The following is a 23,520-nucleotide window of genomic DNA, read 5'->3' as shown; positions in this document are numbered from 1 at the left end:
CGACTTACATTGGCGACGGGCTATACAGCAGCGGCGCTGTCTGCGATCAGGCGGAGGCATTCGCTGCTGGCGTTGCAATTGCCCGCGCTGCTCTCTCTGCTAATGCAGCAGACAGAGAGGCGAAGGACGCGGCTCCTGCGTTAGTTGCCCTGCGATCGTGGTACGTGCCAGGGCAAGGTGCCTACCACATCTCGCAGGCGACTATTCCGCAGCACCTACTTGGCAGCGCAGTGCCGTTGTACGAACTTTTGCACGTGCCGCTGGAAACCGATAAGGAGAAGAACTGATGCAGAAACGAGAAAACGACCGCCGGCAGATCCAGGCAGTGTTCTACGACGCGATCAACGACCGGCGCCGCGACATCGATCGGCGTGATCAGCCTGCCGTCCCTGCTGTGGCAGGTTCGATCCGGCCGGCGCCAGGCGTCATTCTGCCGCGGGTCGAGCGTCGGCGGTTTCCTGAGTCTGGCACGGAGTAGCTACCATGGGAATGTTTCTCAACGCAGAGGATCTTGCAGAGCTGACCGGCCGCAAGATCAAGTCAAAACAGATCGAGGCGCTGCGCCGGATGGGATTGCCGTTCCATGTGAACGCAGTAGGTAAGCCGGTTGTCCCGGTGTCAGCACTGGAAGGACGCAAGCCCGCAAAACCAGCAGCGCCGGCATGGCAAATGCCAGAGTGAAGAATGGGAAGAAAACCGAGCAAGAACCTGAACCTGCCGCCGCACATGCGCAAGCGAACCCAGCGCAGCGGCAGGACGTTTTACTACCTTGACACTGGAGAGAAGCCACGCAGGGAAATCCCGCTGGGTGATGACTACATTGCAGCACTGCGCAAGTATGCGGAGATCCATCAGATAGAGAAGGTGGCCGCGCCCAAATTCGGCGATGTCATCCTGAAGTACGAAGCAGAGGTAATGCCGACCCTCGCGATCAGTACACAACGCACACATGCATCGGACATGAAGCACCTTCGTGCATCGTTCCAGGATGCTCCGCTGGACCAGATCAAGCCAATGCATATTCAGAAGCTGCTCGACAAGCACAAGGACAAGCCCACCACGGCGAACCGCTGCAAGCGGCTTTTCTCTGCACTCTGGAATAAGGCGCGGGGGTGGGGGTACACGGACGAGGAAAACCCATGCATCGGCATTGAAGGGCACTCGTTGAAGAAGCGCGACGTCTATGTGACCGATGAGGTGTTCGATGCCGTACGCGCACACGCGAGCGAGCCGCTACGCGAAGCGCTCGAGTTCGCGTACCTGACCGGCCAGCGGCCAGGCGATGCGCTCAAGGCCCGCGTCGACGACATTAAGGACGGTGTGCTGTACGTGTCCCAAGGCAAGACAGGGAAGAAGCTTGGTATTGCCGTGGTAGGCCAGTTGGCCGAGCTGGTAGGTAGGATTCAGGTGCGCAAGGCTGCTCACAAGACGGTGCACGGACAGATCCTAATGGTCCGCGATGGGCAGCCAATGACCAAGCAGATCCTTCGCGACCACTTCGCCAAGGCGAAGGAGCTGGCTGCTGCGAAGCATCCAGACCTGGCCGGGGCCATCAAAGAGTTCTGGTTCTACGACCTGCGAGCGAAGGCGGCGGATGACACTTCGACGGAGCGCGGCGAGCAGGCTGCAAGCGATTTGCTGGGCCACGACAGTGTCAAGACGACACGCAAACACTACTTGCGACGTGGTAAAATCGTCGTCCCCGTCAAGTGATTTGCGGAGCAGAGCGCAGTTTGCGGAGCGCTATCACATGGCAAAATGGCTGAAAAGCCAGTCAAATCAAGACACTGCCCATAGCTCAGTTGGATAGAGCATCAGCCTTCTAAGCTGAGGGTCGCTGGTTCGAACCCAGCTGGGCAGGCCACATGTCATCCTTGTCGCCCACGTCGTTCCGTGGATCCGGTCTGCGCATGCTGGCTTCCGTCCGCGTCGCCGAGCGCGACACGGAAACGTTCGCGACCGGCTACCTTGCATCGATCAACGAGGCGAGACAAGGGAGAGGAACGAATTCACCCGAACGCCACTCGATTCCGCCCCGCCTGCTTCGCCCGATACAGGGCCGCATCCGCCCGATTGACGAGCTCCGCCGCATCGTCATCGTCCGACGGCACCAGCACGCACACTCCCACGCTGATCGTCACGATCCCGCCCGGCGCCTGCGCATGCGCCAGCGCCCGCTCCTCGACCCCGGCGCGGATCGCTTCCGCGACGGCCGTGGCGCCGCCCATGTCCGTGGACGGCAACAGCACGACGAATTCCTCGCCGCCGTAGCGCGCTGCCACGTCGCCGGGGCGGCGCAGGCCGCGCTGGATCGCTTCGCCGACCTGCGCGAGGCAGGTGTCGCCGGTCGGGTGGCCATAGTGGTCGTTGTACTTCTTGAAGTGGTCGACGTCGAGCATCAGCAGCGCCAGGGGGGCGCCGAGGCGGCGGGCGCGCTGCAGTTCGCGCTCCAGCGCCTGTTCGTAGTAGCGGCGGTTGAACAGGCCCGTCAGGCCGTCGACGTAGGCGAACGAGGCCAGGGTGGCGTTCGTCGTCTCGAGGGCGGCCTTGGTGTCGAGCAGTTCGCGTTCCATGCGGTCGCGCAGGCCGATCTGGCGCACCAGGCGCCAGCCCAGCGCCGCCAGGCCGCCGATCAGCAGGAACAGGGCGACGCTGACCGCCGCCGTCGTGTTGCGCCAGCCCGTCATGAGCGCATCCTTGGAGCGCGAGACCAGCAGCACCAGCGGGTAGCCGCTGGCACGCGTGAAGCTGTACAGGCGCACGGTGCCGTCCTGGGTGGCTTCGAAGGTGCCCTTGGGGGCGGTGGCGGGGATGGCGCGGAAGGCGGGCGTGGCGGCGATGTTCTTGCCGATGTCCGATTCCAGGAAGGGCGTGCCCACGATCAGCGTGCCGTCAGCCAGGGCCAGCGCGATGTCGCCGTCGGCGCCGACGTCGAGCCGGCGGTAGACGCGGCGGAAAAAGTCGATCTTGATCGTCGCCAGCACGACGCCGGCGAAGCTGCCGTCCCGGTGCTCGAGGCGGCGCGAGATCGGGATCACCCAGGCGTTGCTCGCACGGCCGAGGATGGGGGCGCCGACGAGGGGGCCGCGGCCGGGATGGTCGCGGTGGTAGCGGAAATAGGCGCGGTCGGCATTGTTCCGGCCTTCGAAGGCGGGGTTGACGGAGTTCACGATCCAGTTTCCCGCCGCATCGTAGATGAACAGGCCTTGCAGGCCGGGGCCATCGGCCAGGTGCTCGGTCATGATGCGGCGCAGGCGCAGCGCCTGGGGCGTGGACAGGCCTTCGTTCTCGATGCGGTCGATCATGCCAACCAGGATCGTATCGGCCATCTTGACAGCGGAATGGGCCTGGTCGGCCAGTGCCTGTGCCGTGTTGGCGGTGGAGATCGTGGCGTTTTCCAGCTGCAGGCTGCGCGCGTTCAGGCTGCTCCAGACGAGCATCGCGGCGAGTGCGATATTGGCCAGCACGATGAAGGCGATCGTGATGGGAATGATGGGGCGGCGCGGGTGACCCGACGCCGCGACCTTGTCTGTTTGCTGGCCGGCGCCGTTCTCGTCGCGCACCACGGCCGTAGCGCCATGTGGAATCAAGGCTTCTCCGCAAATGTCCAATGTCAGACTAACAAGTCTACAAGAAAATTCTTGGTTGACGGCAACTAAAATGTTTAGTCAAGACCGCTAAACAAGAGTTTGTTGCATATACATCATATTTGCGTCCGCATGACGCCGATGCGCATAAAACATGCGCATCCGTAAGGTAACGATGCCGTCCCTATGGTCGTGATAACGTCGCAGCGCCGGCACCGTCAACGAGGAGCATCCATGTCGAGGTATTGCATGCGCAAGTGGACCACCATCATCCCCGCCGCCGTCCTGGCCCTGGCGGCGGCATCGGGCCGTGCCCAAGAGGGGCCCCGTCCGGCCGAGCAGGGGCAGGTATCGACGCTGCGGCTGCCCGCCGCGAGCGCCCCGGCCGACAGCCAGGCGAGCGGCAGCGTGCAATTCATCGGCACGGCGACGGTGCTGATCCGCTACCAGGGCTTCACCATCCTCACCGACCCGAACTTCCTGCACAAGGGCGACCACGTGCACCTGGGCTATGGCCTGACGTCGGAGCGCCTGACCGATCCCGCCATGGACCTGGCGCAATTGCCGCCCATCGACCTCGTCGTCCTGTCGCACCTGCACGAAGACCACTTCGACAAGCTGGTGCAGGAAAAGCTGGCGCGCAACACGCCCATCGTCACGACCGCAAGCGCGGCCGCCCAGCTGAAGGAACTGGGCTTCACGCGCACCATCGGCCTGGCGACCTGGGATGCGCTCGAGGTCGAGAAGGGCGACGCGAGGCTGCGCATCACGGCCGCCCCGGGCCGCCACGGCAAGGCGGGAATGCAGGCGCTGCTGCCCAGCGTGATGGGCTCCGTGCTGGACTTCGGCCCGAATCCGGCCACGCCCTCGTACCGCATGTACATCAGCGGCGACACGCTCGTCTACGACGACCTGCGCAACATACCGCAGCGCTTCCCCGGCATCGACCTGGCCATGCTGCACCTGGGCGGCACGCGCATCCTGGGCGTGTTCAAGGTGACGATGGACGGCAAGGACGGCGTGCAGCTGATGCAGATCGTGCAGCCGAAGAAGACGATCCCGATCCACTACAACGACTACGACGTGTTCAAGTCGCCGCTGGCCGATTTCGCGCGCGAGGTGCAGGCCGCGGGCCTCAACCAGCAGGTCGTCTACCTGGCTCACGGCGAGACCTATACCTTCGTGCCGAACAAGCGCTAGCGCCCCCGCTCACTTCCGTTTCCCCGTGCGCGGGGCGAGGGTGGCGTCGTCGTCGAACGGCCAGCCGGTGGGCGGCTTGACCTGGCGCTGGAACTCGTGCGGCATGACGATGGGCACCTGCAGGCACACGCTTTGCGTCGGCAGCACCGCCATCCAGTCGCGCACCAGTTCCTTGTAGGCGATGCCGACGGGACGGATCTTGCGCTGAAGGTCGAACAGGCCGAGCGCATTGACGTTGCCGTTGTCCTCGCGTAGCGCCGTGTCCCAGTCGACCTGGTCGGTCAGCGAATACCAGGTGAAGCCGACCAGCGGCACCCCGTTGTTGCGCACCCTCAGCACGTTGGCCCATTCCTTGCGCAGCCAATAGACGGCCTCGTCGCCGCGCGGTCCCTCGGACAGATTCGTTTCCGTGTGCATCACGGGCAGGCGGTAGCGGTTGTAGTACTGGTGGGTGATCACGGCGTAGCCGAAGATCTCGCCGGCCGCGCGCGTCAGGCCGTCGGGCGACACATGGTGCTCGTTGGTCTGGTAGTAATCGTTGCCCATGATGCAGTGGTGCTTCAGGTTGTTCTTCAGGAAGAAGTGGTATTCCTCGCGCGTCATGCCGTTGTCCAGCATGTACTCGTACATGTCGGAATCGACGCGGCGGCCGAAATTCAGGTCGAGCGACAGGAAGCGGCGCGCATTGTACAGCTCGGCCGGACCGATCGCGGCCGGGCTTTCGGCGTGAAAATATTCGCTCGACTCGCTCTGCACGAACAGCGCGTCGGGACGCACCTCCAGGATCGCATGCATGGCCAGCACATTGGCCTTGACGATGTGCTTGAGCGCCGTGATGAAGCTGCGGTCCGTCGTCATCTGCTCGTTCCACCAGCCGTACAGGGCGGAGAACAGCGCGCAGATCGACATCTCGTTGATCGGCGTATACAGCTGCAGCCACGGATAGCGGCGCGCGAAGGCGCCGGCGTAGCCAGCGAACAGCGCGGGAAAGTCGGGATTCTGGAAGTTGCCGATCCAGTCGGGCACGCCGAAATGGCACAGGTCGACGATGCACGCGATGTTACGGCGGGCCAGGTCGTTGAACGCGAGGTCGGCGAATTCCCAGTCGTAGCGCTCGGGGCCGAGCCAGGTACGGTGCAGCGGGGCGCCGTAGCGCAGCACCTTCAGGCCCAGTTCCTGGACCAGGTCGAAGTCGGTGCGCCAGTGGCGGTAGTGGCCGCATTTCTCCATCTCGTCCATGCGCACGCGCCCGCCCTGGATGGTCGGGATGCTGTTTTCGATGCCTGTTGCGAAGATGAATCCTGGAGATGCCATGCCGCCCCCTGCAGGTCGTCCGCTTCATTGTAGCGGCAAGCGCAGCGGCGTCCAGAGCCGTGTAGCCCAAGCGTGCGCGCGTGCGTTACTGCCGCAGGTAAGCTATGCTATCAATCGGGCAATATTTCCCCTCCGCTACATCCTTTCGAAGACATCAGCATGACCACCGCCGCCACGGCCCCGGCCGCCCATTCCATGGATCCTTCCCAGCGCCGGCTGATGTGGGGATTGCTGGTCTCGATCCTGCTGCACTGCCTGTTGCTGGCGCTGCAGTTCGGCGTGCCTGGACTGACGCCGGGAGCGGGTGCGCCATTGTCCGTGCGCCTCGCCCCGCCGGCGCAGGCGCCGACCCAGCCGCCAGTTCCGCCGGAGCCGGCCCCTCCGCTACCCGCGGCCGCGCCGCCGGCAGCGGCGCCCGTTGCGCCGTCGCCGTTGCCGGCGCCCGTCGCCGCCGCGCCCGTGGTCCCTGTGCCGGCCCCGGCCGCAGCGCGGCGCGGCTTCACGCTGCGCGATCCGGCCAAGCCGGCCCCCCCGACCGCACCGGCGCCCACGCGGCCCATGGCTTCCCAGCGCCTGGCGCGGCGCCGCCCCAAGCCGCGCCCGAAGCCGCTGGCGGACACGCTGCACGAGCGCGTGATCGTCCAGGATACGCCTGCGGACAGCGACTTCAAGGTGCCGCTGCCCGACGTCGCCTCGTTGCCCGATGCGGTGCCCGAGACGGAGTCCGTCGCAGAGTCCGCGGCAGAGTCGGATGCGCAGGACGATGCCGCAAAGGCCGAGGCGCTGGCACGGGAAGAGGCCGAGACCGAAGCGCGGCGCGAGCAGGAGCGCATGCGCGAACGCGAGCGCCTGGCCGAACAGCGCGCGCAGGAACGCGCGGCACGGCGCGAAGCCGACGAGGCTGCCGTGCTGGCCGAGACCGACGCCGCCGCGCGCCGCCAGCGCGACGAGCAGGAGCGGCGCCTGGCCCAGGACGACGCGCGTTACCAGCAGGAGCTCGCGCAGCGCCAGCGACTGGCGGACGAAGCGCAGCAGCGCGCCCGCCAGGAAGAGGAGCGGCAGGTGGCCGAGCAGCTCGCGCGGCAGCAGGCGGAGCAGATGCGTGCGCAACAAATCCAGGCACAGCGGGAGGCACAGCAGGCGGCACAGCAGGCGGCACAGCGCCAGGCCGCGGAACTGGCGCGCCAGCAATTGGCCGAGCAGCAGCGCCAGGCGCAGCTGGCGCAGCAGCGGGCGGAACAGGACCGCGCGGAACAGGAGCGCGCGCAGCAGATCGCGCAACAGCAGGCCGAGCAGCAACTGGCGCGGCGCGACGCGGAGGAGCGAGCGCGCCAGCAGGCCGAGCGCCAGCGTGCGCAGCAGATCGAGCAGGAGCGGGCGGAGCAGGTGGCCCAGCAGCAGGCGCAGCAGCGGCGCGCCGAGGAAGCGGCGCGCCAGCAGGCCGCCGAGCAGGAGCGCCAGCGTGCCCAGGCCGAGCAGGCGCGCCGCCAGGCCGAGGACAACGCCCGCCTGGCGCGCCAGGAAGCCGCGCGTCCCGCGCCGGCCGGCGACGACTTCGGCGGCGTGCGCACGCCCGGGGCCGGGGGTGCTGCAGGCAGCGGGACGGGCAACGGCGGCGCGGGCAGCGGCATGGCGCCGCGCGGCACGCCGGGCGGCGACCTGGCGTCGCGCGCACGCGACCTGGTGCGCGGCCTCGACATCGGCAAATCGGTCCCGCAGGCGATGCGTCCCGCCGAGGAAGCGGCGCGGACGCTGCGGCGCGCGCTGGCCGACGCGGCGCGGCGCGACGTGCCGCTGCGCATGTACATCGACGGCGTGCGCCAGAAGATCGAGCGCAACGCCATCCTCAGCGCCGCCCAGCTCGAAGGCGGCGTGCGGATCGACCCGGTGGTCAGCGTGGCGATCCGCAGCGACGGCACCGTGGAGGACGTGGTCATCGTGCGCTCCAGCGGCCGCCCGGACATCGACGAGGTGGTGCGCCGCATCGTGCGCCTGAACGCGCGCTACGCGGCGTTCCCGCCCAACGTCGCCGCCCAGTACGACGTGATCGAATTGCGCCGCGTATGGAGCTTCGCCGGCGTGCTGCGCCTGCAGGAAGAAGTGCGCTGACGCCTGCGGCCAGCATGCGCCGCCCCTTATGGCTGACTTGAACCGGCCATTTGACGTGCATTAAAGCCGATATGGGTAAGCGGCTTACCCTGACTCTGATTGCCAGAGGCTGGCAGCACATATCGACAGGCAACCATGCATGCTTCCACGACGCAATTCACGGCGCGCGCGTTGCCCAGGGCGCACGCGCTCGCCCTCGAGCTCGCCCTAACATTCGTCCGCGCCCTGGCCCTCGTCTGCGCGCTCGTCTTTGCGCTCTTGTGGGCGGCGATGCTCGCCGGCTGTTCGCACGGCATCCAGTTCCGCTCCCAGGACGGGGCCGCGAACGAGCCCGCGCCGCCGACCGAAATGATCACGGAACAATTGATCGCAACTGAACGGCAGCAGTACCGGGAGCAGGCCAACCAGGACCTCGACCGCCTGCTGGTGCCGGACCCGCCGCCGTACGCCATCGGCGTGGGCGACATCCTGTCCATCGTCGTTTGGGACCACCCCGAGCTCACCGGCACGCTCGTCACGTCGTCCGCCCCCGACCCCGTGGCGGCGGCCGCGGCCACCGCCACGGCGGCGCCGCAGGGCTACGTCGTCGACCACCAGGGCCGCATCCAGTTCCCGCTGGCCGGCCTGCTGGTCGTCCAGGGCCTCACCGAGGAGGGCGCGCGCACGCTGCTCACCACGAAGCTGGCCAAGTACATCGCGCATCCGAACGTCACCCTGCGCGTGCAGGCCTACCGCAGCAAGCGCGTGTACATCGACGGCGAGGTCAAGGCGCCCGGCCTGCAGGCGATCAACGACATCCCGATGACGCTCGTCGAGGCGCTCAACCGCGCGGGCGGCCTGCTGCCCACGGCCGACCAGAGCCGCATCCTGATCGAGCGGGGGCAGGAACGCCACCTCATCAACCTGCGCGACCTGGTCCAGCGCAACATCAATCCCGGCCTGGTCATGCTGGCCCCGGGCGACGTGGTGCGCGTGCGCTCGCGCGACGAAAGCAAGGTGTTCGTGTCGGGAGAGGTCGTCACGCCCAAGGCGCTGACGATGCACGACGGCCGCCTGACCCTCAACGAGGCGCTGGGCGAGAGCGGCGGCATCAGTCCCCTGTCCGGCGACGCGCGCCAGGTCTATGTCGTGCGCAAGGAAACGGAGCGCACCCGCGTGTTCCAGCTTGATGCGCGCGTGGCCGGCTCGCTGGCGATGGCCGAGGCCTTCGAGCTGCGGCCCAAGGACATCGTCTACGTGGCGGCGACACCGCTGGCGAACTGGAACCGCAACCTGAGCCTGCTGTTCCCGGGCGCGCTCACCTCGGCCGTCAACGCGACCAACCGGCCTTGAGGGCTTGCAGTGCAAGGCGCGCTTCCAGTCTCCTTCGCCAGCCCCCTTCGCCAGTCCCTTTTCGCCAGTTCCCTTCGCCATGCATCACCGGAGCCAGCCATGACCACTCCCGGAGAACCGCAATCCCTGACGCCCGTCGTTCCCCGTCCACCGCTGTTGTCGGTGCCGTTCGACCCGCGCGTGGTCGACGGCCCGCAGGAAGAGCCGGCGTTCGACCTCAAGGGCTACCTGAACACGCTGTTCGACCAGCGCTGGCTGATCGGCGGCATCACGGCGCTGATCACGCTGGTGGCCGTGCTGTACGCCCTCGTCGCCAAGCCCGTGTACGAAGCGAACCTGATGATCCACGTCGAGGAGGAAAGCCCGAACGCCTCGAAGAACATCCTGAGCGAAGCGTCGTCGCTGTTCGAGACCAAGAAGGCGGCGATCGCCGAGATGGAGCTGCTGCGCTCGCGCATGGTGGTCTCGCGCGCCGTCGACAACCTGCGCCTGTACATCGACGTGCGGCCGAAGTACTTCCCCGTGGCCGGTTTCTGGTTCGCCAACCAGAACGGCGGTGCGCTGTCGCAGCCGGGCCTGTTCGGCTACGGCGGCTACGTGTGGGGCGGCGAAAAGGCCGAGGTGCCCCTGTTCGAGGTGCCCGAGGCCTGGCTGGGCCGCGAATTCACGCTGACGGCCCTGGGCCAGCAGCGCTTCCGCTTTTCCGGCGACGGCCAGCGCATCGTGTTCGACGGCGACGTGGGCCTGCGTTACCGCGTGCCCGTGCCCGAGGGCACCATCGAGCTGAAGGTCGAGCGCATGCAGGCGAACGCGGGCGCGCGCTTCACGCTGCGGCGCATGTCGCGCGTGGCCATGATCCAGGGGATCCAGAACGCGCTCATGATCACGGAGCAGGGCAAGCAGTCGGGCATCATCGAGGTCAAGCTGCAGGGCGAGGATGCGCGCCGCACGCACGGCGTGCTGAGCGAGATCGGACGGGAATACATGCGCCAGAACCTGGCGCGCAAGACCGAGGAGGCGGAAAAGTCGCTGGCCTTCCTGAACCAGCAGCTGCCCGTGCTCAAGCGCCAGCTGGAGCAGGCCGAGGACCGCTACAACCAGTTCCGCAACCAGCACGGCACCGTCGACCTGCAGGAAGAGGCGCGCATGAGCCTGGCGCAGGCGGCCGCGGCGCGCACGCGCCGGATCGAGCTGATCCAGAAGAAGACGGAGCTGCTGGCAAGGTTCACGGAAGACCATCCGATCGTGGCGGCCATCAACCGCCAGCGCCGCGAAGTCGATGCCGAGATCGCCGAGATCAATGCCCGCATCAAGTCGCTGCCCGCGCTGGAGCAGGACGAGACGCGCCTGACGCGCGACATCAAGGTCAATACCGACCTGTATACGGCACTGTCGAACACGGCCCAGCAGCTGCGCCTGATCTCGGTCGGACGCGTGAGCAACGTGCGCATGGTCGATGCGCCGATCCCGCCGGAAAAGCCGATCCGGCCGAACCGCCCGCTGATCGTCGCGCTGGCCGTCGTCACGGGCCTGTTCCTGGGCACGTTGCTCGCATTCGCGCGCAAGGCGCTGGCCGGCGGCATCGACGACCCGTACCGGATCGAGCGCCTGCTGCGCGCACGCGTCGTCTACGCCACCATCCCGCACAGCAGCAACCAGGACAAGCTGATGCGCAAGTCGCGCGGCGACGGCATCCTGCCGTTGCTGGCGCAGATCATGCCGGAAGACCCGGCGGTCGAGAGCCTGCGCAGCTTCCGCGCCGCGCTGCAATTCTCGATGCCCCATTTCCGCAACAATATCGTGATGTTCGCCGGTCCCACGCGGGGCTTGGGCAAGTCCTTCGTGTCGGCCAACTTCGCCGCCGTGATGGCGGCCAGCGGCAAGCGCGTGCTGCTGATCGACGCGGACCTGCGCAGCGGCCAGCTGCACCGCTACTTCGGCGTCAAGCGCGACCGTGGCCTGTCGAGCGCCATCGTCAAGGGCTCGCCGGCCAAGGACGTGATCCACCACGACGTCATCGAGAACCTCGATTTCATCCCGACCGGAGAACTGCCGTCGAACCGCTCGGAATTCCTGCTGCACCTGAACCTGGGGGGCCTGTTGCAGCAAGTGGCCTGCGGCTACGACCTGGTTCTAATCGATCCGCCGCCGCTGCTCGAGGTCGCCGACGCGCTGATCATCGGGGCCCACGCCGGCGCCGTCTTCATCGTGGCGCGCTCGGGCCGTACCAACGAGGCGGAGATCAACGAGTCGATCAAGCGCCTGAACCACGCCGGCGTGTCGCCCCAGGGCGTGCTGTTCAACGACATGGCGCCGCGCCTGGGCGCCTACGGTGCCTACCCGCGCTTCGGAATCGCCGGGCAGATCGGCTTGTCGAAGGCGTGAGCCGCACGTCGGCCGCAGGTCGGCTGCACGTGGGCCGCACCTGGGCATGTGGGGCGTGAGCCACGCGCCACCCGCGGTCGGCCGGCAGCGAACAGCGGGACGGGCCGCCATGCCCGCCCCGCTGTTCCGTCAGCGTCTTCCGCGCCATCCTATTTCGACGTGGCGGGCACGGTGCGGCGGCGTTGCGGCGCCTGCCGGAATAGGCCCTTGACGGCCCGGCGGATGCGGAAGGTGCGCGCTTCGAACAACAGGTAGCACAGCCAGGACAGCGCCACGATCGCCGCCAGCAGCCCGGCATACACGGCATAGTCGGCGGCCGCGTAGGGCGACAGGCGATCGCGGCCGATAGCCTGCCGGCCCAGGTGGCGCAGCAGCGCGATCAGCGGGATGTGCAGCACGTACAGCGTGAACGACATCTCGGCCAGCCAGTGGGCGCCGCGCGCGAGCAGGCGCCCAGCCGTGCCATGTTCGGCGTACGGCATCTGCAGCGAGGACAGCAGGGCCAACAGCGGCAGGCCGTAGGCCAGGTGCAGGAAGAAGGAGGCGGGTGCGAGGTCGTCGCCGCTGCCGCGCAGGCGGAAGACGACGGGAATGCCGACGGCCAGCACGAGCAGCAGGCCGCGCGTGGCCATGCCGCAGTCGATGCGGATGCGGGAGAACGCGGCGCCCAGCAGCCACAGCGCGAAGTACAGCGTGATGGGAAAGGGCAGCGCCGCGGCGATCGCGACGAGGGCCGTGGCCGCGGCCAGCCGGCCGGCGCGCGTGCCGGCCGCGAACGCCAGCAGCAGCAAGGGGAACTGGACGTAGTACCAGGTCTCGTTCGACAGGCTCCACAGCGCATAGTTGCCGGCGTACGGCTCCACCAGCACCGTCTGCAGGCCGGCCAGGTTGCCGGCGAAGCTGGCGATCGAATAGTCGTTCGCGGCCGAGAGGTCGGCACGGGCCGGGTCGACGGCGCCGACGATGGCGCCGATCGCCAGCATCAGCAACAGGGCCGGCACGAGCACGGTCCACAAGCGGGTCGCGCGGTCGATCGCATAATTGCGCAGCGCCCCCGGCTGGCCGAATTTGTCCAGCAGGCTGCCGCCGACCAGCCAGCCGCTGATGAGGAAGAACACGACGACGGCCTGGTGCGCGAACGCGGTGCAAAAGGCCAGCAGCTGGTAGGCCAGCGGCGGATCGCCCAGTTCGCGCAGGCCGGGAAACACCTCGGCGCGCAAATGGGCCGCCGCGACCTGCAGCGCCGCCAGTCCCCGCAACAGCGAGATCAGCATCGAGTGCGTGGAACCGCTGTCGAGCTGGCTGTGGCGCTGACAGCGGATGGCCGGAACGTGGAAGCTGCGCATGGTGTGTCTCCTGGTGTTGGTTGTTCGTGACATCGATGGATGACGTGCGCGGCGCTACCCGCAATGGTCCCAGGGGTAGGGAGCGGCATTGCCGGACAGGGCCAGTGCCACGGCGATCATCCAGCGGTTCAGGGGCGCATGTTCCACGACCCAGGCAAGGAGGCCAAAGGCGAGCAGCGCCGCCGTGGCCCCGGTCCCGACGGTGCGTGGCGGCGCGGGCGGCACGGCGGCCGTCAGGCGCAGTGCGCAGGCGAAGACGGCGGCGCCGATCAGCCAGCCGGCCGCCGCTTCCGCCCGCGTGTGCTCGCCGGCCCGCACGAGCGCCGCCGCCACGCCGGCCGCCAGCGCCAGCGCGGCCAGCGCCACGGCCGCGCGCACGCCCGCCGCGCAGCGCCCGGCCAGCAGCCAGCACAGGGTCGGGAAGGCTGCCGTGAAACCCGTCGCATGGCCGCTGACGGCCTTGAACTGCAGCGCGGGCCACCCCGTCGCCCAGCCGAGGAAGGCGATCTTGCTCGCCGCCACGACGGCGATCGCCAGGCCGAACACGAGCAGCCAGCCCGCGGCGGCGCGCCAGGCGCGGGCGGCGCACAGCCAGGCGGCGATGGCGCCGGCGGCCGGCAGCGTGAGGCCCAGGTCGCCGAGGTGGAACAGCGGTGGCAGGTAGATGGTCGCTTGCATGGCGTGGCGCGATGGGGCGCGATGTTGTGTATCGTGAATACTGTCCGCGACGCGCTAGCGGACGATGGCCGCCAGTGTGCGCGCAAGGATGCGCAGGTCGACCCAGAACGACCGTTCGCGCACGTAGCGCTCGTACCAGCACAGCTTGGCCGGCAGGATCGTGTCGAGGTAGGCGCGTTCCGGGTCCGCGGCCCGCGCCAGGATGTCGTTCTCGTCCTTGTACAGGATCGCCGCCCAGTCCGTGATGCCGGGCGCGACGGACAACACGGTGCGGCGCACGTCGGGCGGATAGCAGGCAACGTAGCGCGGCACTTCGGGACGAGGTCCGACGAGGCTCATGCTGCCCAGCAGGACGTTGACCAGCTGCGGCAGCTCGTCCAGCTTGCAGCGCCGCAGGAAGCGGCCGGCGCGGGTGATGCGCGAGTCGCCGCCCGTCGTCAGCTGGGGGCCGAGCTCGGCCCCGGTCACCATCGTGCGGAACTTCAGGATCTCGAAGGGCACGCCGTGCCGTCCCACGCGGACCTGGCGGAACAGCGCGGGTCCCGGCGAGTCGAGACGGATCCACAGCGCCAGCGCCAGCAGTAGGGGCGCGAGCAGCAGCAGGCCCGTGCCGGCCGCGGCGATGTCGAACAGGCGCTTGCTCATGCCGGCCAGCCGCCAGGGGTGGCGCGCGCGATCGTATCCGGGCCGGCATGGGGGCCTGTCTGCAGGTCACGATGCTCGCCGCTCGGCAGCAGCGCGCGCAGGGCGGCGATCACGCGGTCCTGGTCGGCATCGCGCATCTTCGTGTACAGCGGCAGCGTCAGCATGCGCGCATAGCAGGCCTCGGCCACCGGATAGTCGGCTTCGGAGAGGCGGCCGGCATCGCGCCAGTACGGCTGGCGGTGCAGCGGGATGAAGTGCACGCTGGTGCCGATGCCGCGTCTCGCCAATGCCTCGATCAGGACGTCGCGGCCCAGCGGGGCGCCGTCGTCGAGGCGCACCACGTACAGGTGCCAGGCGTGCGCGTCGCCGGCATCCCCGTCGGGCAGGGCGGGCAGGCGCAGCGGCAGGCCTGCCAGGCCCGCATGGTAGCGCGCGGCCAGCGCGGCGCGGCGGCGCGCGAAGCGCTCGATCTTGCGCAGCTGCTGGATGCCGATCGCCGAGGCGATGTCGGTCAGGTTGTACTTGAAGCCGGCGGCCACCACCTCGTAGTACCAGGCCGGAGTGCGCGAGGTGTAGCGGTCGAAGGCGTCGCGGCTGATGCCGTGCAGGCGCATCTGGCGCATGCGCTTCGCCAGCAATGGGTCGCGCACGGCGATCATGCCGCCTTCGCCCGTCGTCATCGTCTTGTTGGCGTAGAAGCTGAACACGGTGGCGTCGCTGTCCAGCGTGCCGACCAGGCGGCCGCGGTGGCGGGTCGGGAAGGCGTGCGCCGCATCCTCGACCACGAACAGGCCGCGGCGCCGCGCCAGCGCCAGTAGCCCATCCATGTCGCAGGCGAGGCCGGCGTAGTGGACGGGGACGACGGCGCGCGTGCGCGGCGTGATGGCGGCATCGACGGCCGCGACCGACAGGGTCATGCGCTGCGGCTCGACATCGACGAACACGGGCTGCGCGCCGAGGTAGCGTACGACTTCGGCCGTGGCGGTGAACGTCAGCGTCGGCACGATCACCTCGTCGCCCGGGCCGATGCCCAGGCTCTCCAGCGCCAGATGCAGTCCGGCCGTCGCCGAATTGACGGCGATCGCCTGCACGGGCGGCGCGTCGGCACCGGCCGTGCCCGCCGTGCCGGAGTGCGTGGCCAGCAAGGCGGCGAAGTCGTGCTCGAACTGGCGCGTCACGGGGCCGGTCGTGACCCAGCCCGAGCGCAGGCAGGCGACGACGGCATCGATCTCGGCGTCGTCGATGTCGGGCAGCGCGAAGGGCAGGAAGGCGGCGGTGTCGTCGCTCGTCGCCGCTGCGGCAGCGGCAGCGGGGTGCGGATGGTCAGCCATGGCGCGTGTCTCCAGCAAGGGCGTCCAGGAAGCGTCGTCCCAGGACCGGGTAGGTGTAGTGGGCAAGGGCGTGGGTGCGGCCGCGCCGTCCCAGCGCGGCGCGGCGCGCCGGCCCCAGCGCATGCAGGGCGAGGATGCCGTCGGCCACCGCGCGCGGGTCTTCCGGGGCCACGGTGAACCCGCAGCCCGCTTCCGCGACGGGATCGTTGCCGGCCTCGACGGCGTGAAGCACGGGCCGGCCCGCCATCATGTAGTCGATCAATTTATTGGGCGAGATGCCGAACCGGTACAGCGGCTGGCGCTGCCAGCCGATATAGGCGACGTCGAAGCGCGCCAGCAGGGCCGGCACCTGCGGCTTGGCGATGGCGTCGAAGAAGTGCACGTTGTCCAGCTCGAGCGCCGCGGCCTGGCGGGCCAGCGCGGGCTTCTCGGGACCGCTGCCCACCAGCACGAACGCGACGGGGCCGCCGCGCAGCCGGTCGGCCGCCGCCAGCAGCGTGTCCAGCGCGTTCGCGACCCCGTGCGTGCCCGCATAGCCGACCACGAGGCGCCCGGCCGCATGGAGCGCGTCCAGCGTCGCCGCCAGCGGCCCCGGCAGCGGCTCCGGCTCGGCCTGCCATTCGCCGGGATCGATGCCGTTCGGTACCAGGTGCAGTTTGTGCGGCGCCATCCCGTGCGCCTCCAGGTGGGCACGAACGCGGGGCAGGATCGAGACGATGGCGTCGGCGTGGCGGCAGGCCGCATCCTCCGCCGCCTGCAGCAGTGCGATGAACGGATGGCGCGGCGAATGGCCGCCCAGCTCCATCGGCGACAGCGGCCACAGGTCGTGCACTTCGTACAGCAGCCGCGCGCGCGCCAACCGGGCGATGCGCCGCGCCGGCCAGATATCGAGCGGATAGGTACTGGAGGCGATGACGGCATCCGGCCGCAGCGTCGCCGCCAGGTGGCTCGCGCAGCGCCACAGGCGCAGCACGAAGGCCAGCATATTGCGCACGCGCGCCGCGCCGTTGCCGTGGTAGGGCGGCGTCGCCAGCCACAGGTAGTTGATGCCGTCGATGTGTTCCAGCATGCGCGCGCGTCCCCGCATCGTGGGGACCTGGCGCCGCAGGTGCGATTCCGATGCCGCGACGATGGTCACGCGGTGGCCAAGGCGCACCCATTCGCGCGCCAGGTAGTAGGGGCGGAACTCCATGCCGTGGCGCACCGAGCCGGCGTAGTGGTTGACGAGCAGGATGTTCATGTTCTCCACGCCAGTTCCTCCGCCAGCCGCAGCATGTTGCAGCGGGTGTTTTCCAGCCAGTTGGTTTCCCACTGCACGGGATGGGTCAGCAGGCAGATGCGCTGGTGCCGTCCGAGCGCGTCGAACGGCGACAGCGGGTAGTAATAGACAGGGTAGGGGCGGTCGCTGATGTACAGGTCGAAATGGCGCAGCAGTTCGATGTCGTAGGATTCGCACTCGATGCCACAGCGGCGCCGCAGCGCGGGGTCGCGCAGCAGTTCGTGGTTGATCACTTGCAACCTGCGGTTGGCGAAGTCGCCGTGGCTGGCGACCGTGGTCATCGGCAGGCCGAACCCCTCGCGGATGCGGGTGAAATTGCGCACGAACAGTTCGCGGATCTCGGGAAAGCGCGCGCGCACGTCGTCGCTGCGGCGCAGGCGGTGGCGCTTGGCGAAGGTCGCCACTTCCTCGTAGTGGTAGCTGGCCTCGCCCCCGGCCGCCTCGATGGCGCGCATGAAGCCGTAGTCGAGCGTGCTCAGGCGGAAGTAATAGCTGGCGCCGACGCCGTGCCTGACTTCCAGGTCGAACATCTTGCGCGCCGTGCGCAGGTCGCTGTCGATGTCGTGGCGGTGCACCAGCACGCGCTCCGGCACGGCGCCCTCGCGGATCGCCCGGTAGAACGCGCGCACCGACATCTGGCGGTAGCCGGCCTGCGCCGCCCTGGCCAGCAAGGACTCGTACTCGCGCAGCCGCGACGGCATTAGGTAGTCCGAATACAGGCGCCTGCAGAACTGGGTGAAGAGCTTCGTCATCGCACGCTCGTCATCGCAGGCGGTAGGTCGCGCGGTAGGGCGCGAAACCGAGCATCGTCTTGAATTGCCGCAGTCCCGGCTGGGCGCCGAAGAAGGTGTCGTACATCACGTAGCGCACGTCGCGCCGCGCCAGCAGCCGGGTGACGATGTCGACGACGAGCAGGTGCATGATGCCGTCGTTGTTGCGCAGCCCCATCAATTGGGAAAAGGCGCTGAAGTTGCCGTAGCGGGCGATGTTGGCGTAGGCAACGAGACGTCCGTCCCGGTCCAGCACGCCGTAGTGGTCCCAATGGGGCAGGGTCTCGAAATGCGTCGTCTTTTCCAGGTAGTGGGCATCCATGGGCCGGCCCTGGCGCGTCGCCAGCGACGTGTTGATCGCGTGGATCTCGTCGGCATGCGCGTTGCGTTCGATCGGTCGGCAGGCGTAGCCGCGCGTGCCGGCCCGTTTCGCATGCCAGGCGCCGCGGTTCTTGCCCTGGATCGTGTCGAGGTAGGCGTCGCGGGCGGCGGCAGGCGGTCCGGCGAAGCGGTCGAGGTCGATCAGCGCGGCGCCCAGCGTCTTGTTGCCGATGATCCGGTAGCGCGGGTGCGGCTTGGTGAAGTAGCGGTAGGTGGCGGCGATGTCCGGCGCAAGGCGGGCGTCGAAGCACAGCTCGGCCGATGGCAGGCGCAGCAGCTGGCCCAGGGTGGAGACGTGGCGCAGGATGTCCATGGTCAGCTCCCTGCCGGCCCCGTGGCCGGCGCGGCGCTGCCGGACGCGGCAACGGGGCGGCGCGCCAGCAGGCCGTCGTAGAACGCGGCCAGCTTGTCGGCCTCGCCCAGCCAGTTGTAGCGCTGCAGGACGGCGCGCCGCCCGTTCTGCCCCATGCGCCGGGCCGCGTGCGGGTGGCGGCAGAAGTGGTCGATGGCCGCCGCGATCGCGGCCGGGTTGCGCGGGTCGACGCACACGCCGCAGCCGTTGCCTTCGACGATGTCCTGCCACAGCGGAAAGCGCGAGGCGATCACGGGCAGGCCGGCCGCCATGTATTCGAACATCTTGACGGGCAGGGCGTCGAGGTAGTTGGCGACGGGGTGCAGCGTGACGAGGCCCGCCAGCGCGCGCCGCATCACGGCGCGCACGCCGGCGCGGTCGACGTGGCCCAGCGCCTGCACGCGCCGCCAGCCGGGGTGGCGGGCCACCTCGCGCGCCAGGTCCGGTTCGGAGAACGTGCCGGCCAGCACCAGGCGGGCCGGCGACTCGAGCAGCGCGCAAGCCCGCACCAGCTCGCGGATGCCGCGGATCGCCGAGATGCTGCCCACGTAGCAGACTTCCGGCGCCTTCGCGTCCCAGTCGATGGGCGCATGGGCGTCCGGGGCGAATTCCTGCGGCACCGGATAGTTGTTGACGTCGACCACGTTCGGGTGGAAGCGCGCGAGGCGCGTGCGGATGAACGGCGTGGCCGCGACCAGGCCGTCGAAGCGGCGGCAGGCATGGCGCTGGTAGGCGTCGAAGGCGCGCGCCAGCAGGCGCCGCGACACGCCGTCCAGGTAGGGCTTGGCGAGCAGCTGGGCCGGCACGTCCTCGTGCGAGTCGAACACCACGCGCCGTCCCGCGCGCTTCAGGCGCAGGCCGGCCGGGATCAGCTCGGGATCGTGCAGGTGGTAGACGTCGCCATCGAGGCGCCGGGCGACGTCCAGCACCGCCTGCGTCGTGCGCACGATGCGGTTGAAGCGCCCGGGGCGGTGGCCCGCGTCGAGGATGCGGATGCCGTCGACGCATTCGTCGCCCAGGCCGTCGGCCACGACCAGAGTCACGTCGTGCCCGCGCTCGCCCAGGCTACGGCATTGCTTGACGAAGATCCGCGTGTCGTAGCGGGGATGGACCGAGGTCAGGTGGACGATAGTTGCCATGTTTCCTCTCGAACCGGTATTGCGAGTAAGCGCCGAGCGTGGCGCCGACCAGCATGTCGGTGAAGTAGTGGGACGACACCAGCAGCAGCAGGGTTACGCAGGCCAGCGCGAACCCGAGGATGAATTCGGGACGCCGCTGCCCCGCCATGAACTCCTTGAAGAACATCGGGATGGCCGGCAAGGCCGTGATCGCCAGCAGGTAGACGAAGCCGAACAGGCCCAGGTCCACCCAGGCCGACAGCACGTTGTGCGCGTAGTAGCCGGGGGCGTAGCTGGCGTAGGCGCCCATCAGCGGATGGGCGGCGATGGTCTGGCGGGCATACAGCGTCAGGTGGTGGCGCTTGTTGGCCGAGGTCGAGTGCGACAGGTCCAGCAGTTCGAGGATGCGGTTGTCCGGCAAGGTCGCGACGAGCGCGTCCAGGTGCGCGGCCAGCACCATGCCGGCCAGCGCGGCCAGGCCGACGAACAGCAGCTTGTGCCGCGACCAGTACAGTTCGACGATGGGAATGGCGAACAGCAGCGCGGCGAATTCGCTGCGCGCCGTGTTGACGAACAGCGTGGCGGCGCCCACCGCGTACAGCACGAGGCGCAGGGGCAGCGATCGCGTATGGGCCAGCACGGGCAGGAACGTCACCAGGTAGGAGCGCGAGAAGCCCTGGTAGGTGGCGAGGGCGTCGGCATCCTTGGCCATGCCCAGCGGGCCCAGGTAGAACACGCCGCCCGTCGAGAAGCTGAACACGATCGCGCTCATCGCAGCCAGGCTCGCGAGCCCCATGATGCGGAACTGGCGCTGGCCGAAGTCGATCAGGGAGAACAGCACGAAGGTGTTCACCATGAACAGGATGCCCAGCACGTGGTGGGCGACGATCGTGCGGTTGGCGCCGGCGGCGGCATTGACGGCGACGACGGCGAGGAAATAGACGTTGAACAGCCCGTAGTGCAGGTCGATCGAGGACAGGCGGCGCGGGTCGCGGCGCGTGCGGCGCAGCCAGGCGAGCATCAGCGGCAGCATGCACAGCAGCGAGACGGGCGAAAAATAGCCGCCCAGGAAGGCGCCCGTGGCGCCCGTGCCGAGCAGCGTGTGGTAATAGAAGAAACCGGGGAACAGCAGGAAGAACGCCGCGTTCAGCAGCAGCTGCTCGCGCGTCGTGGTGCCGTTGTCGTGGGTCGTCTTCATCTCAGCCCATTCGCGTATCGCGTGTTCGTGCCGGTCTGCGGGCTCATGCCGCGGCCAGGCGGTTTTGCGAAATCTGGTAGGACATGTGCAGGTACACCAGGTACAGCGCCGAGTAGCCGATCGTGTACCAGAGCACGTTCTGGCGCAGCGAACCCGGCGCGACGAAGGCGCACAGCGTCACGAGGAACAGGGTGACCTGCCACACGAGGTCGACCTTTTGCTTGCCGGCCACGAAGAACACATAGCTGAGCGGGCTGGCGATGAAATTCAGGAAGCACAGGGGCGCCAGGATCTGGGCCAGCTCGCCGGCCGGCCGCCACGACGCGCCGAAGACCCAGGCGAACAGGTCGGGCGAGAACAGCAGCAGCACGAGGGCCGGGCCCAGGCCGAGCAGGGTCAGGGCCTTGAAGGTATGGCGGTAGGCGTGGCTGCAATGGCCCAGCGTCTGGAATTCGTGTACCGACTCGCGCTTGAACACCTCGAGCACCGACGCCGCCAGCAGCGATACGGGGGCGGCCAGCACGCGCTGCGTCAGCGCGTACAGGCCGGCCGCCAGCACGCCGTGGCGCACGCCGATCAGGAACAGCGGCATTTGCCCGACGAAGGCATTGAGCAGGTTCGAGGGCAGCGAATAGCGCCAGAACTTCTGGTGGCGCACCAGGTAGGCGCGCTCCACGTGGCTCAGGTGCAGCGCCAGGCGCGGACGCGGCGGGCGCAGCAGGATGGTGGCGGCCACCAGCCCGGCCGCCAGCCCCACCAGTTGTCCGGCCAGCAGGCCCGCCTCGCCGGCGCCCAGCCATAGCAGCAGCTGGGTCAGGGCAATGGTGGCGGCGCCGATGATCTTGGCGCGCGCCGCCTTGCCGAACGCCTTGTGCGACGTCGCGTAGGCCAGCGTGGTCTGGGTGGTGGCGGTCAGCCAGGTGCCGATGCCGACGATGGCCAGCGCACCCCAGGACTGGTCGTGCAGGGCCGGCAGGCCCGCCGCATGGGCGGCCAGCGCGCACAGCGAGACCAGGATCGCCGTGACGGTGGCCGAGTACTGCACGACGGTGAAGCAGACGCGCTGCTGCTCGACTTCGTGGTCGAGGATCATCGCCGTCTCCAGGCGCAGCGTGGCGGCGATGGCGGACACGGCGACGGCGCCCAGCCAGACCGCGAACGCGCCGAGCTCGCTGGGCGTGCACATGCGCGTGATCAGCGGCGCGGCCAGCAAGGGCATCGCCTGGGCGCCCAGGGCGCCGCCCAGGACGGTGCCGACGTGTCTCCAGTAGCCGGGCTGGCTCATGCCTGGGCAGCCCGGCGCGTGGGCGCATCGTCGCGGACGGCGCCGGCCCTGCCGCGCACGCCCACCGCGTCGAGCAGGGCCGTGCACACGGCGCGGATGTCCTCGTCCGGCAGGTAGGGGCCCATCGGCAGGCTCAGCACCTTGTCGCACAGCGCCTGCGCCACGGGGCAATTGGCGCCGGGATCGAGGTGGACGTAGGCGGGCTGCAGGTGGGCGGGCACGGGATAGTGCACGACGCTGGGGATGCCGGCCGCCTGCAGCGCCTGCTGGACGGCATTGCGGTCTTCGACCAGCACCGTGTACTGGGCCAGCGCGCTGCTGCGGTCCCCGGGGCGCGCGATGAGGCTCACGCGGCCGCCGAGCAGCGCGTCGTAGGTGGCGGCGGCGCGGCGGCGCTGCGCCAGCTCCCAGTCGAACAGTTCGAGCTTGGCCAGCACGATGGCGCATTGCAGCGTGTCCATGCGGCCGCCGACGCCGACGCGGGTATGCACGTAGCGGCGGCTCTGGCCGTGCACGCGGATCTCGCGCATGGCGCGCGCCAGCAGCTCGTCGTTGGTGAACAGGGCGCCGCCGTCGCCGTAGCAGCCGAGCGGTTTGCTGGGAAAGAAACTGGTGCAGCCGACCGTCGACAGGTTGCAGCTGCGCGCCCCGCGGTAGGTGGCGCCGAAGCTTTGGGCCGCATCCTCGACGACGGCCAAGCCATGGCGCTCGGCGACGGTATTGATCTCGTGCATGTCGGCCGGTTGGCCGTACAGCGACACGGGCAGGACGACGCGGGTGCGCGGCGTGATGCGTTCCTCGACCAGGCTGGGATCCAGGTTGCCCGTGCGCGGATCGACGTCGACGAACACGGGCACGGCGCCCAGCAGCGCGACGACTTCGGCGGTGGCGATGAAGGTGAACGGCGAGGTGATCACCTCGTCGCCGGCCTGCACGCCCAGCGCCATCAGGGCCACCAGCAGCGCCTCGGTACCTGAAGCCACCGTGATGCAGTGGCGCGCGCCCGTATAGGTCGCCAGGCGCTTTTCCAGTTCCGCGACTTCCGGGCCCATGATGTACTGGCCGTGGTCGAGCACCTCCTGGATGCGCCGGTCGATCAGGCCTTTCGAGGCGTGGTATTGGGATTTGAGGTCGATGAATTCCATGGCGATGAAATGGGCTGAATGCGGTGGGCTGGATGCGATGGGCTGGATGCGATGGCGGCGCGATG

At 68.8% G+C, this 23,520-nt stretch carries 21 protein-coding genes and 1 tRNA gene; 9 read left to right on the top strand and 13 right to left on the bottom strand.

Annotated features, from left to right (window positions below; translation table 11 throughout):
• The 5 genes from ACI1V7_RS26645 to ACI1V7_RS26625 all read left to right on the top strand — a co-directional run.
• Positions 1-287 (top strand): hypothetical protein (locus tag ACI1V7_RS26645; protein WP_404535371.1); only part of this gene is annotated, 287 nt, incomplete at its 5' end.
• Positions 287-478 (top strand): hypothetical protein, encoded by a 192-nt coding sequence (locus ACI1V7_RS26640; protein ID WP_404535368.1) that lies wholly within the window; start codon positions 287-289, stop codon positions 476-478. The genes ACI1V7_RS26645 and ACI1V7_RS26640, both read left to right, overlap by 1 nt.
• 5 nt (positions 479-483) lie before the next feature.
• Positions 484-681, top strand: coding sequence for a DUF4224 domain-containing protein (locus ACI1V7_RS26635; RefSeq protein WP_404535366.1), 198 nt, complete (start codon positions 484-486; stop codon positions 679-681).
• 3 nt (positions 682-684) lie between these two features.
• A complete protein-coding gene (locus ACI1V7_RS26630) occupies positions 685-1,713 on the top strand; it encodes a tyrosine-type recombinase/integrase (RefSeq protein WP_404535364.1) in 1,029 nt (342 codons plus the stop codon).
• Between the two features lie 74 nt (positions 1,714-1,787).
• Positions 1,788-1,864: transfer RNA gene (locus ACI1V7_RS26625), tRNA-Arg, on the top strand.
• Positions 1,865-2,009: 145 nt separating this feature from the next.
• On the opposite strand, the gene ACI1V7_RS26620 is transcribed toward ACI1V7_RS26625, so the two are convergent.
• Positions 2,010-3,590 (bottom strand): GGDEF domain-containing protein, encoded by a 1,581-nt coding sequence (locus ACI1V7_RS26620; protein ID WP_404535362.1) that lies wholly within the window; start codon positions 3,588-3,590, stop codon positions 2,010-2,012.
• A 246-nt stretch (positions 3,591-3,836) separates the two neighbouring features.
• Between ACI1V7_RS26620 and ACI1V7_RS26615 the strand changes: the two genes are divergently transcribed.
• Complete coding sequence (locus ACI1V7_RS26615; protein ID WP_404535360.1) at positions 3,837-4,787, top strand: MBL fold metallo-hydrolase; 951 nt, start codon at positions 3,837-3,839, stop codon at positions 4,785-4,787.
• A 9-nt stretch (positions 4,788-4,796) separates the two neighbouring features.
• Here the strand turns inward: ACI1V7_RS26615 and ACI1V7_RS26610 are convergent, their stop codons facing one another.
• A complete protein-coding gene (locus ACI1V7_RS26610; protein ID WP_404535357.1) occupies positions 4,797-6,101 on the bottom strand; it encodes a family 1 glycosylhydrolase in 1,305 nt (434 codons plus the stop codon).
• A gap of 159 nt (positions 6,102-6,260) precedes the next feature.
• On the opposite strand from ACI1V7_RS26610, the gene ACI1V7_RS26605 reads away from it, so the two are divergent.
• The 3 genes from ACI1V7_RS26605 to ACI1V7_RS26595 all read left to right on the top strand — a co-directional run bounded on the left by ACI1V7_RS26605 (position 6,261) and on the right by ACI1V7_RS26595 (position 11,927).
• Positions 6,261-8,210 carry an energy transducer TonB gene (locus ACI1V7_RS26605; protein ID WP_404535355.1) on the top strand — a complete coding sequence of 650 codons (1,950 nt, stop codon included), beginning with the start codon at positions 6,261-6,263 and terminating at the stop codon, positions 8,208-8,210.
• A gap of 135 nt (positions 8,211-8,345) precedes the next feature.
• Positions 8,346-9,542: a polysaccharide biosynthesis/export family protein gene (locus ACI1V7_RS26600; RefSeq protein ID WP_404535353.1), complete on the top strand. Its 1,197-nt coding sequence runs from the start codon at positions 8,346-8,348 to the stop codon at positions 9,540-9,542.
• Positions 9,543-9,641: 99 nt separating this feature from the next.
• Positions 9,642-11,927 (top strand): polysaccharide biosynthesis tyrosine autokinase, encoded by a 2,286-nt coding sequence (locus ACI1V7_RS26595; protein WP_404535350.1) that lies wholly within the window; start codon positions 9,642-9,644, stop codon positions 11,925-11,927.
• A 149-nt stretch (positions 11,928-12,076) separates the two neighbouring features.
• On the opposite strand, the gene ACI1V7_RS26590 is transcribed toward ACI1V7_RS26595, so the two are convergent.
• The 11 genes from ACI1V7_RS26590 to ACI1V7_RS26540 are packed head-to-tail and all read right to left on the bottom strand — an operon-like array spanning position 12,077 to position 23,455.
• The gene (locus tag ACI1V7_RS26590; protein WP_404535348.1) at positions 12,077-13,273 is read right to left on the bottom strand and encodes an acyltransferase family protein; all 1,197 of its coding nucleotides are present in this window, start codon (positions 13,271-13,273) and stop codon (positions 12,077-12,079) included.
• A 54-nt stretch (positions 13,274-13,327) separates the two neighbouring features.
• Positions 13,328-13,951: a phosphatase PAP2 family protein gene (locus ACI1V7_RS26585; RefSeq protein WP_404535345.1), complete on the bottom strand. Its 624-nt coding sequence runs from the start codon at positions 13,949-13,951 to the stop codon at positions 13,328-13,330.
• Between the two features lie 54 nt (positions 13,952-14,005).
• Positions 14,006-14,596, bottom strand: a complete 591-nt coding sequence (locus ACI1V7_RS26580; RefSeq protein WP_404535343.1) for a sugar transferase — start codon at positions 14,594-14,596, stop codon at positions 14,006-14,008.
• Positions 14,593-15,927: a DegT/DnrJ/EryC1/StrS family aminotransferase gene (locus tag ACI1V7_RS26575; RefSeq protein WP_404535341.1), complete on the bottom strand. Its 1,335-nt coding sequence runs from the start codon at positions 15,925-15,927 to the stop codon at positions 14,593-14,595. The genes ACI1V7_RS26580 and ACI1V7_RS26575 overlap by 4 nt, the downstream gene beginning before the upstream one ends.
• A complete protein-coding gene (locus ACI1V7_RS26570; protein WP_404535339.1) occupies positions 15,920-17,167 on the bottom strand; it encodes a glycosyltransferase family 4 protein in 1,248 nt (415 codons plus the stop codon). The genes ACI1V7_RS26575 and ACI1V7_RS26570 overlap by 8 nt, the downstream gene beginning before the upstream one ends.
• Positions 17,164-17,958 carry a hypothetical protein gene (locus ACI1V7_RS26565; RefSeq protein ID WP_404535337.1) on the bottom strand — a complete coding sequence of 265 codons (795 nt, stop codon included), beginning with the start codon at positions 17,956-17,958 and terminating at the stop codon, positions 17,164-17,166. Before ACI1V7_RS26565 ends, ACI1V7_RS26570 begins: the two co-directional genes overlap by 4 nt.
• 10 nt (positions 17,959-17,968) lie before the next feature.
• Positions 17,969-18,670 (bottom strand): hypothetical protein, encoded by a 702-nt coding sequence (locus ACI1V7_RS26560; RefSeq protein WP_404535335.1) that lies wholly within the window; start codon positions 18,668-18,670, stop codon positions 17,969-17,971.
• A gap of 2 nt (positions 18,671-18,672) precedes the next feature.
• Complete coding sequence (locus ACI1V7_RS26555; protein ID WP_404535332.1) at positions 18,673-19,848, bottom strand: glycosyltransferase family 4 protein; 1,176 nt, start codon at positions 19,846-19,848, stop codon at positions 18,673-18,675.
• On the bottom strand, positions 19,775-21,025 hold the full coding sequence (locus ACI1V7_RS26550) for a hypothetical protein (RefSeq protein ID WP_404535330.1): 1,251 nt from the start codon (positions 21,023-21,025) through the stop codon (positions 19,775-19,777). Before ACI1V7_RS26550 ends, ACI1V7_RS26555 begins: the two co-directional genes overlap by 74 nt.
• Before the next feature lie 43 nt (positions 21,026-21,068).
• The gene (locus ACI1V7_RS26545) at positions 21,069-22,310 is read right to left on the bottom strand and encodes a lipopolysaccharide biosynthesis protein (RefSeq protein WP_404535328.1); all 1,242 of its coding nucleotides are present in this window, start codon (positions 22,308-22,310) and stop codon (positions 21,069-21,071) included.
• Complete coding sequence (locus ACI1V7_RS26540) at positions 22,307-23,455, bottom strand: DegT/DnrJ/EryC1/StrS family aminotransferase (protein WP_404535326.1); 1,149 nt, start codon at positions 23,453-23,455, stop codon at positions 22,307-22,309. The genes ACI1V7_RS26545 and ACI1V7_RS26540 overlap by 4 nt, the downstream gene beginning before the upstream one ends.
• Positions 23,456-23,520: the final 65 nt, after the last annotated feature.

Origin of the sequence: Massilia paldalensis (assembly GCF_044901715.1) — a bacterium.
GTDB lineage: Bacteria > Pseudomonadota > Gammaproteobacteria > Burkholderiales > Burkholderiaceae_D > Telluria > Telluria paldalensis.
This window is presented reverse-complemented; position numbering and strand designations above follow the sequence as displayed.

What these genes read in the sequence shown, in the direction of transcription:
- ACI1V7_RS26580 (WP_404535343.1), bottom strand. Translation starts at nt 14,596, where the DNA reads ATGAGCAAGCGCCTGTTCGACATCGCCGCGGCCGGCACGGGCCTGCTG.
- ACI1V7_RS26550 (WP_404535330.1), bottom strand. Translation starts at nt 21,025, where the DNA reads ATGAAGACGACCCACGACAACGGCACCACGACGCGCGAGCAGCTGCTG.
- ACI1V7_RS26560 (WP_404535335.1), bottom strand. Translation starts at nt 18,670, where the DNA reads ATGGACATCCTGCGCCACGTCTCCACCCTGGGCCAGCTGCTGCGCCTG.
- ACI1V7_RS26585 (WP_404535345.1), bottom strand. Translation starts at nt 13,951, where the DNA reads ATGCAAGCGACCATCTACCTGCCACCGCTGTTCCACCTCGGCGACCTG.
- ACI1V7_RS26600 (WP_404535353.1), top strand. Translation starts at nt 8,346, where the DNA reads ATGCATGCTTCCACGACGCAATTCACGGCGCGCGCGTTGCCCAGGGCG.
- ACI1V7_RS26635 (WP_404535366.1), top strand. Translation starts at nt 484, where the DNA reads ATGGGAATGTTTCTCAACGCAGAGGATCTTGCAGAGCTGACCGGCCGC.
- ACI1V7_RS26590 (WP_404535348.1), bottom strand. Translation starts at nt 13,273, where the DNA reads ATGCGCAGCTTCCACGTTCCGGCCATCCGCTGTCAGCGCCACAGCCAG.
- ACI1V7_RS26565 (WP_404535337.1), bottom strand. Translation starts at nt 17,958, where the DNA reads ATGACGAAGCTCTTCACCCAGTTCTGCAGGCGCCTGTATTCGGACTAC.
- ACI1V7_RS26610 (WP_404535357.1), bottom strand. Translation starts at nt 6,101, where the DNA reads ATGGCATCTCCAGGATTCATCTTCGCAACAGGCATCGAAAACAGCATC.
- ACI1V7_RS26540 (WP_404535326.1), bottom strand. Translation starts at nt 23,455, where the DNA reads ATGGAATTCATCGACCTCAAATCCCAATACCACGCCTCGAAAGGCCTG.
- ACI1V7_RS26575 (WP_404535341.1), bottom strand. Translation starts at nt 15,927, where the DNA reads ATGGCTGACCATCCGCACCCCGCTGCCGCTGCCGCAGCGGCGACGAGC.
- ACI1V7_RS26555 (WP_404535332.1), bottom strand. Translation starts at nt 19,848, where the DNA reads ATGGCAACTATCGTCCACCTGACCTCGGTCCATCCCCGCTACGACACG.
- ACI1V7_RS26595 (WP_404535350.1), top strand. Translation starts at nt 9,642, where the DNA reads ATGACCACTCCCGGAGAACCGCAATCCCTGACGCCCGTCGTTCCCCGT.
- ACI1V7_RS26640 (WP_404535368.1), top strand. Translation starts at nt 287, where the DNA reads ATGCAGAAACGAGAAAACGACCGCCGGCAGATCCAGGCAGTGTTCTAC.
- ACI1V7_RS26630 (WP_404535364.1), top strand. Translation starts at nt 685, where the DNA reads ATGGGAAGAAAACCGAGCAAGAACCTGAACCTGCCGCCGCACATGCGC.
- ACI1V7_RS26615 (WP_404535360.1), top strand. Translation starts at nt 3,837, where the DNA reads ATGCGCAAGTGGACCACCATCATCCCCGCCGCCGTCCTGGCCCTGGCG.
- ACI1V7_RS26570 (WP_404535339.1), bottom strand. Translation starts at nt 17,167, where the DNA reads ATGAACATCCTGCTCGTCAACCACTACGCCGGCTCGGTGCGCCACGGC.
- ACI1V7_RS26605 (WP_404535355.1), top strand. Translation starts at nt 6,261, where the DNA reads ATGACCACCGCCGCCACGGCCCCGGCCGCCCATTCCATGGATCCTTCC.
- ACI1V7_RS26545 (WP_404535328.1), bottom strand. Translation starts at nt 22,310, where the DNA reads ATGAGCCAGCCCGGCTACTGGAGACACGTCGGCACCGTCCTGGGCGGC.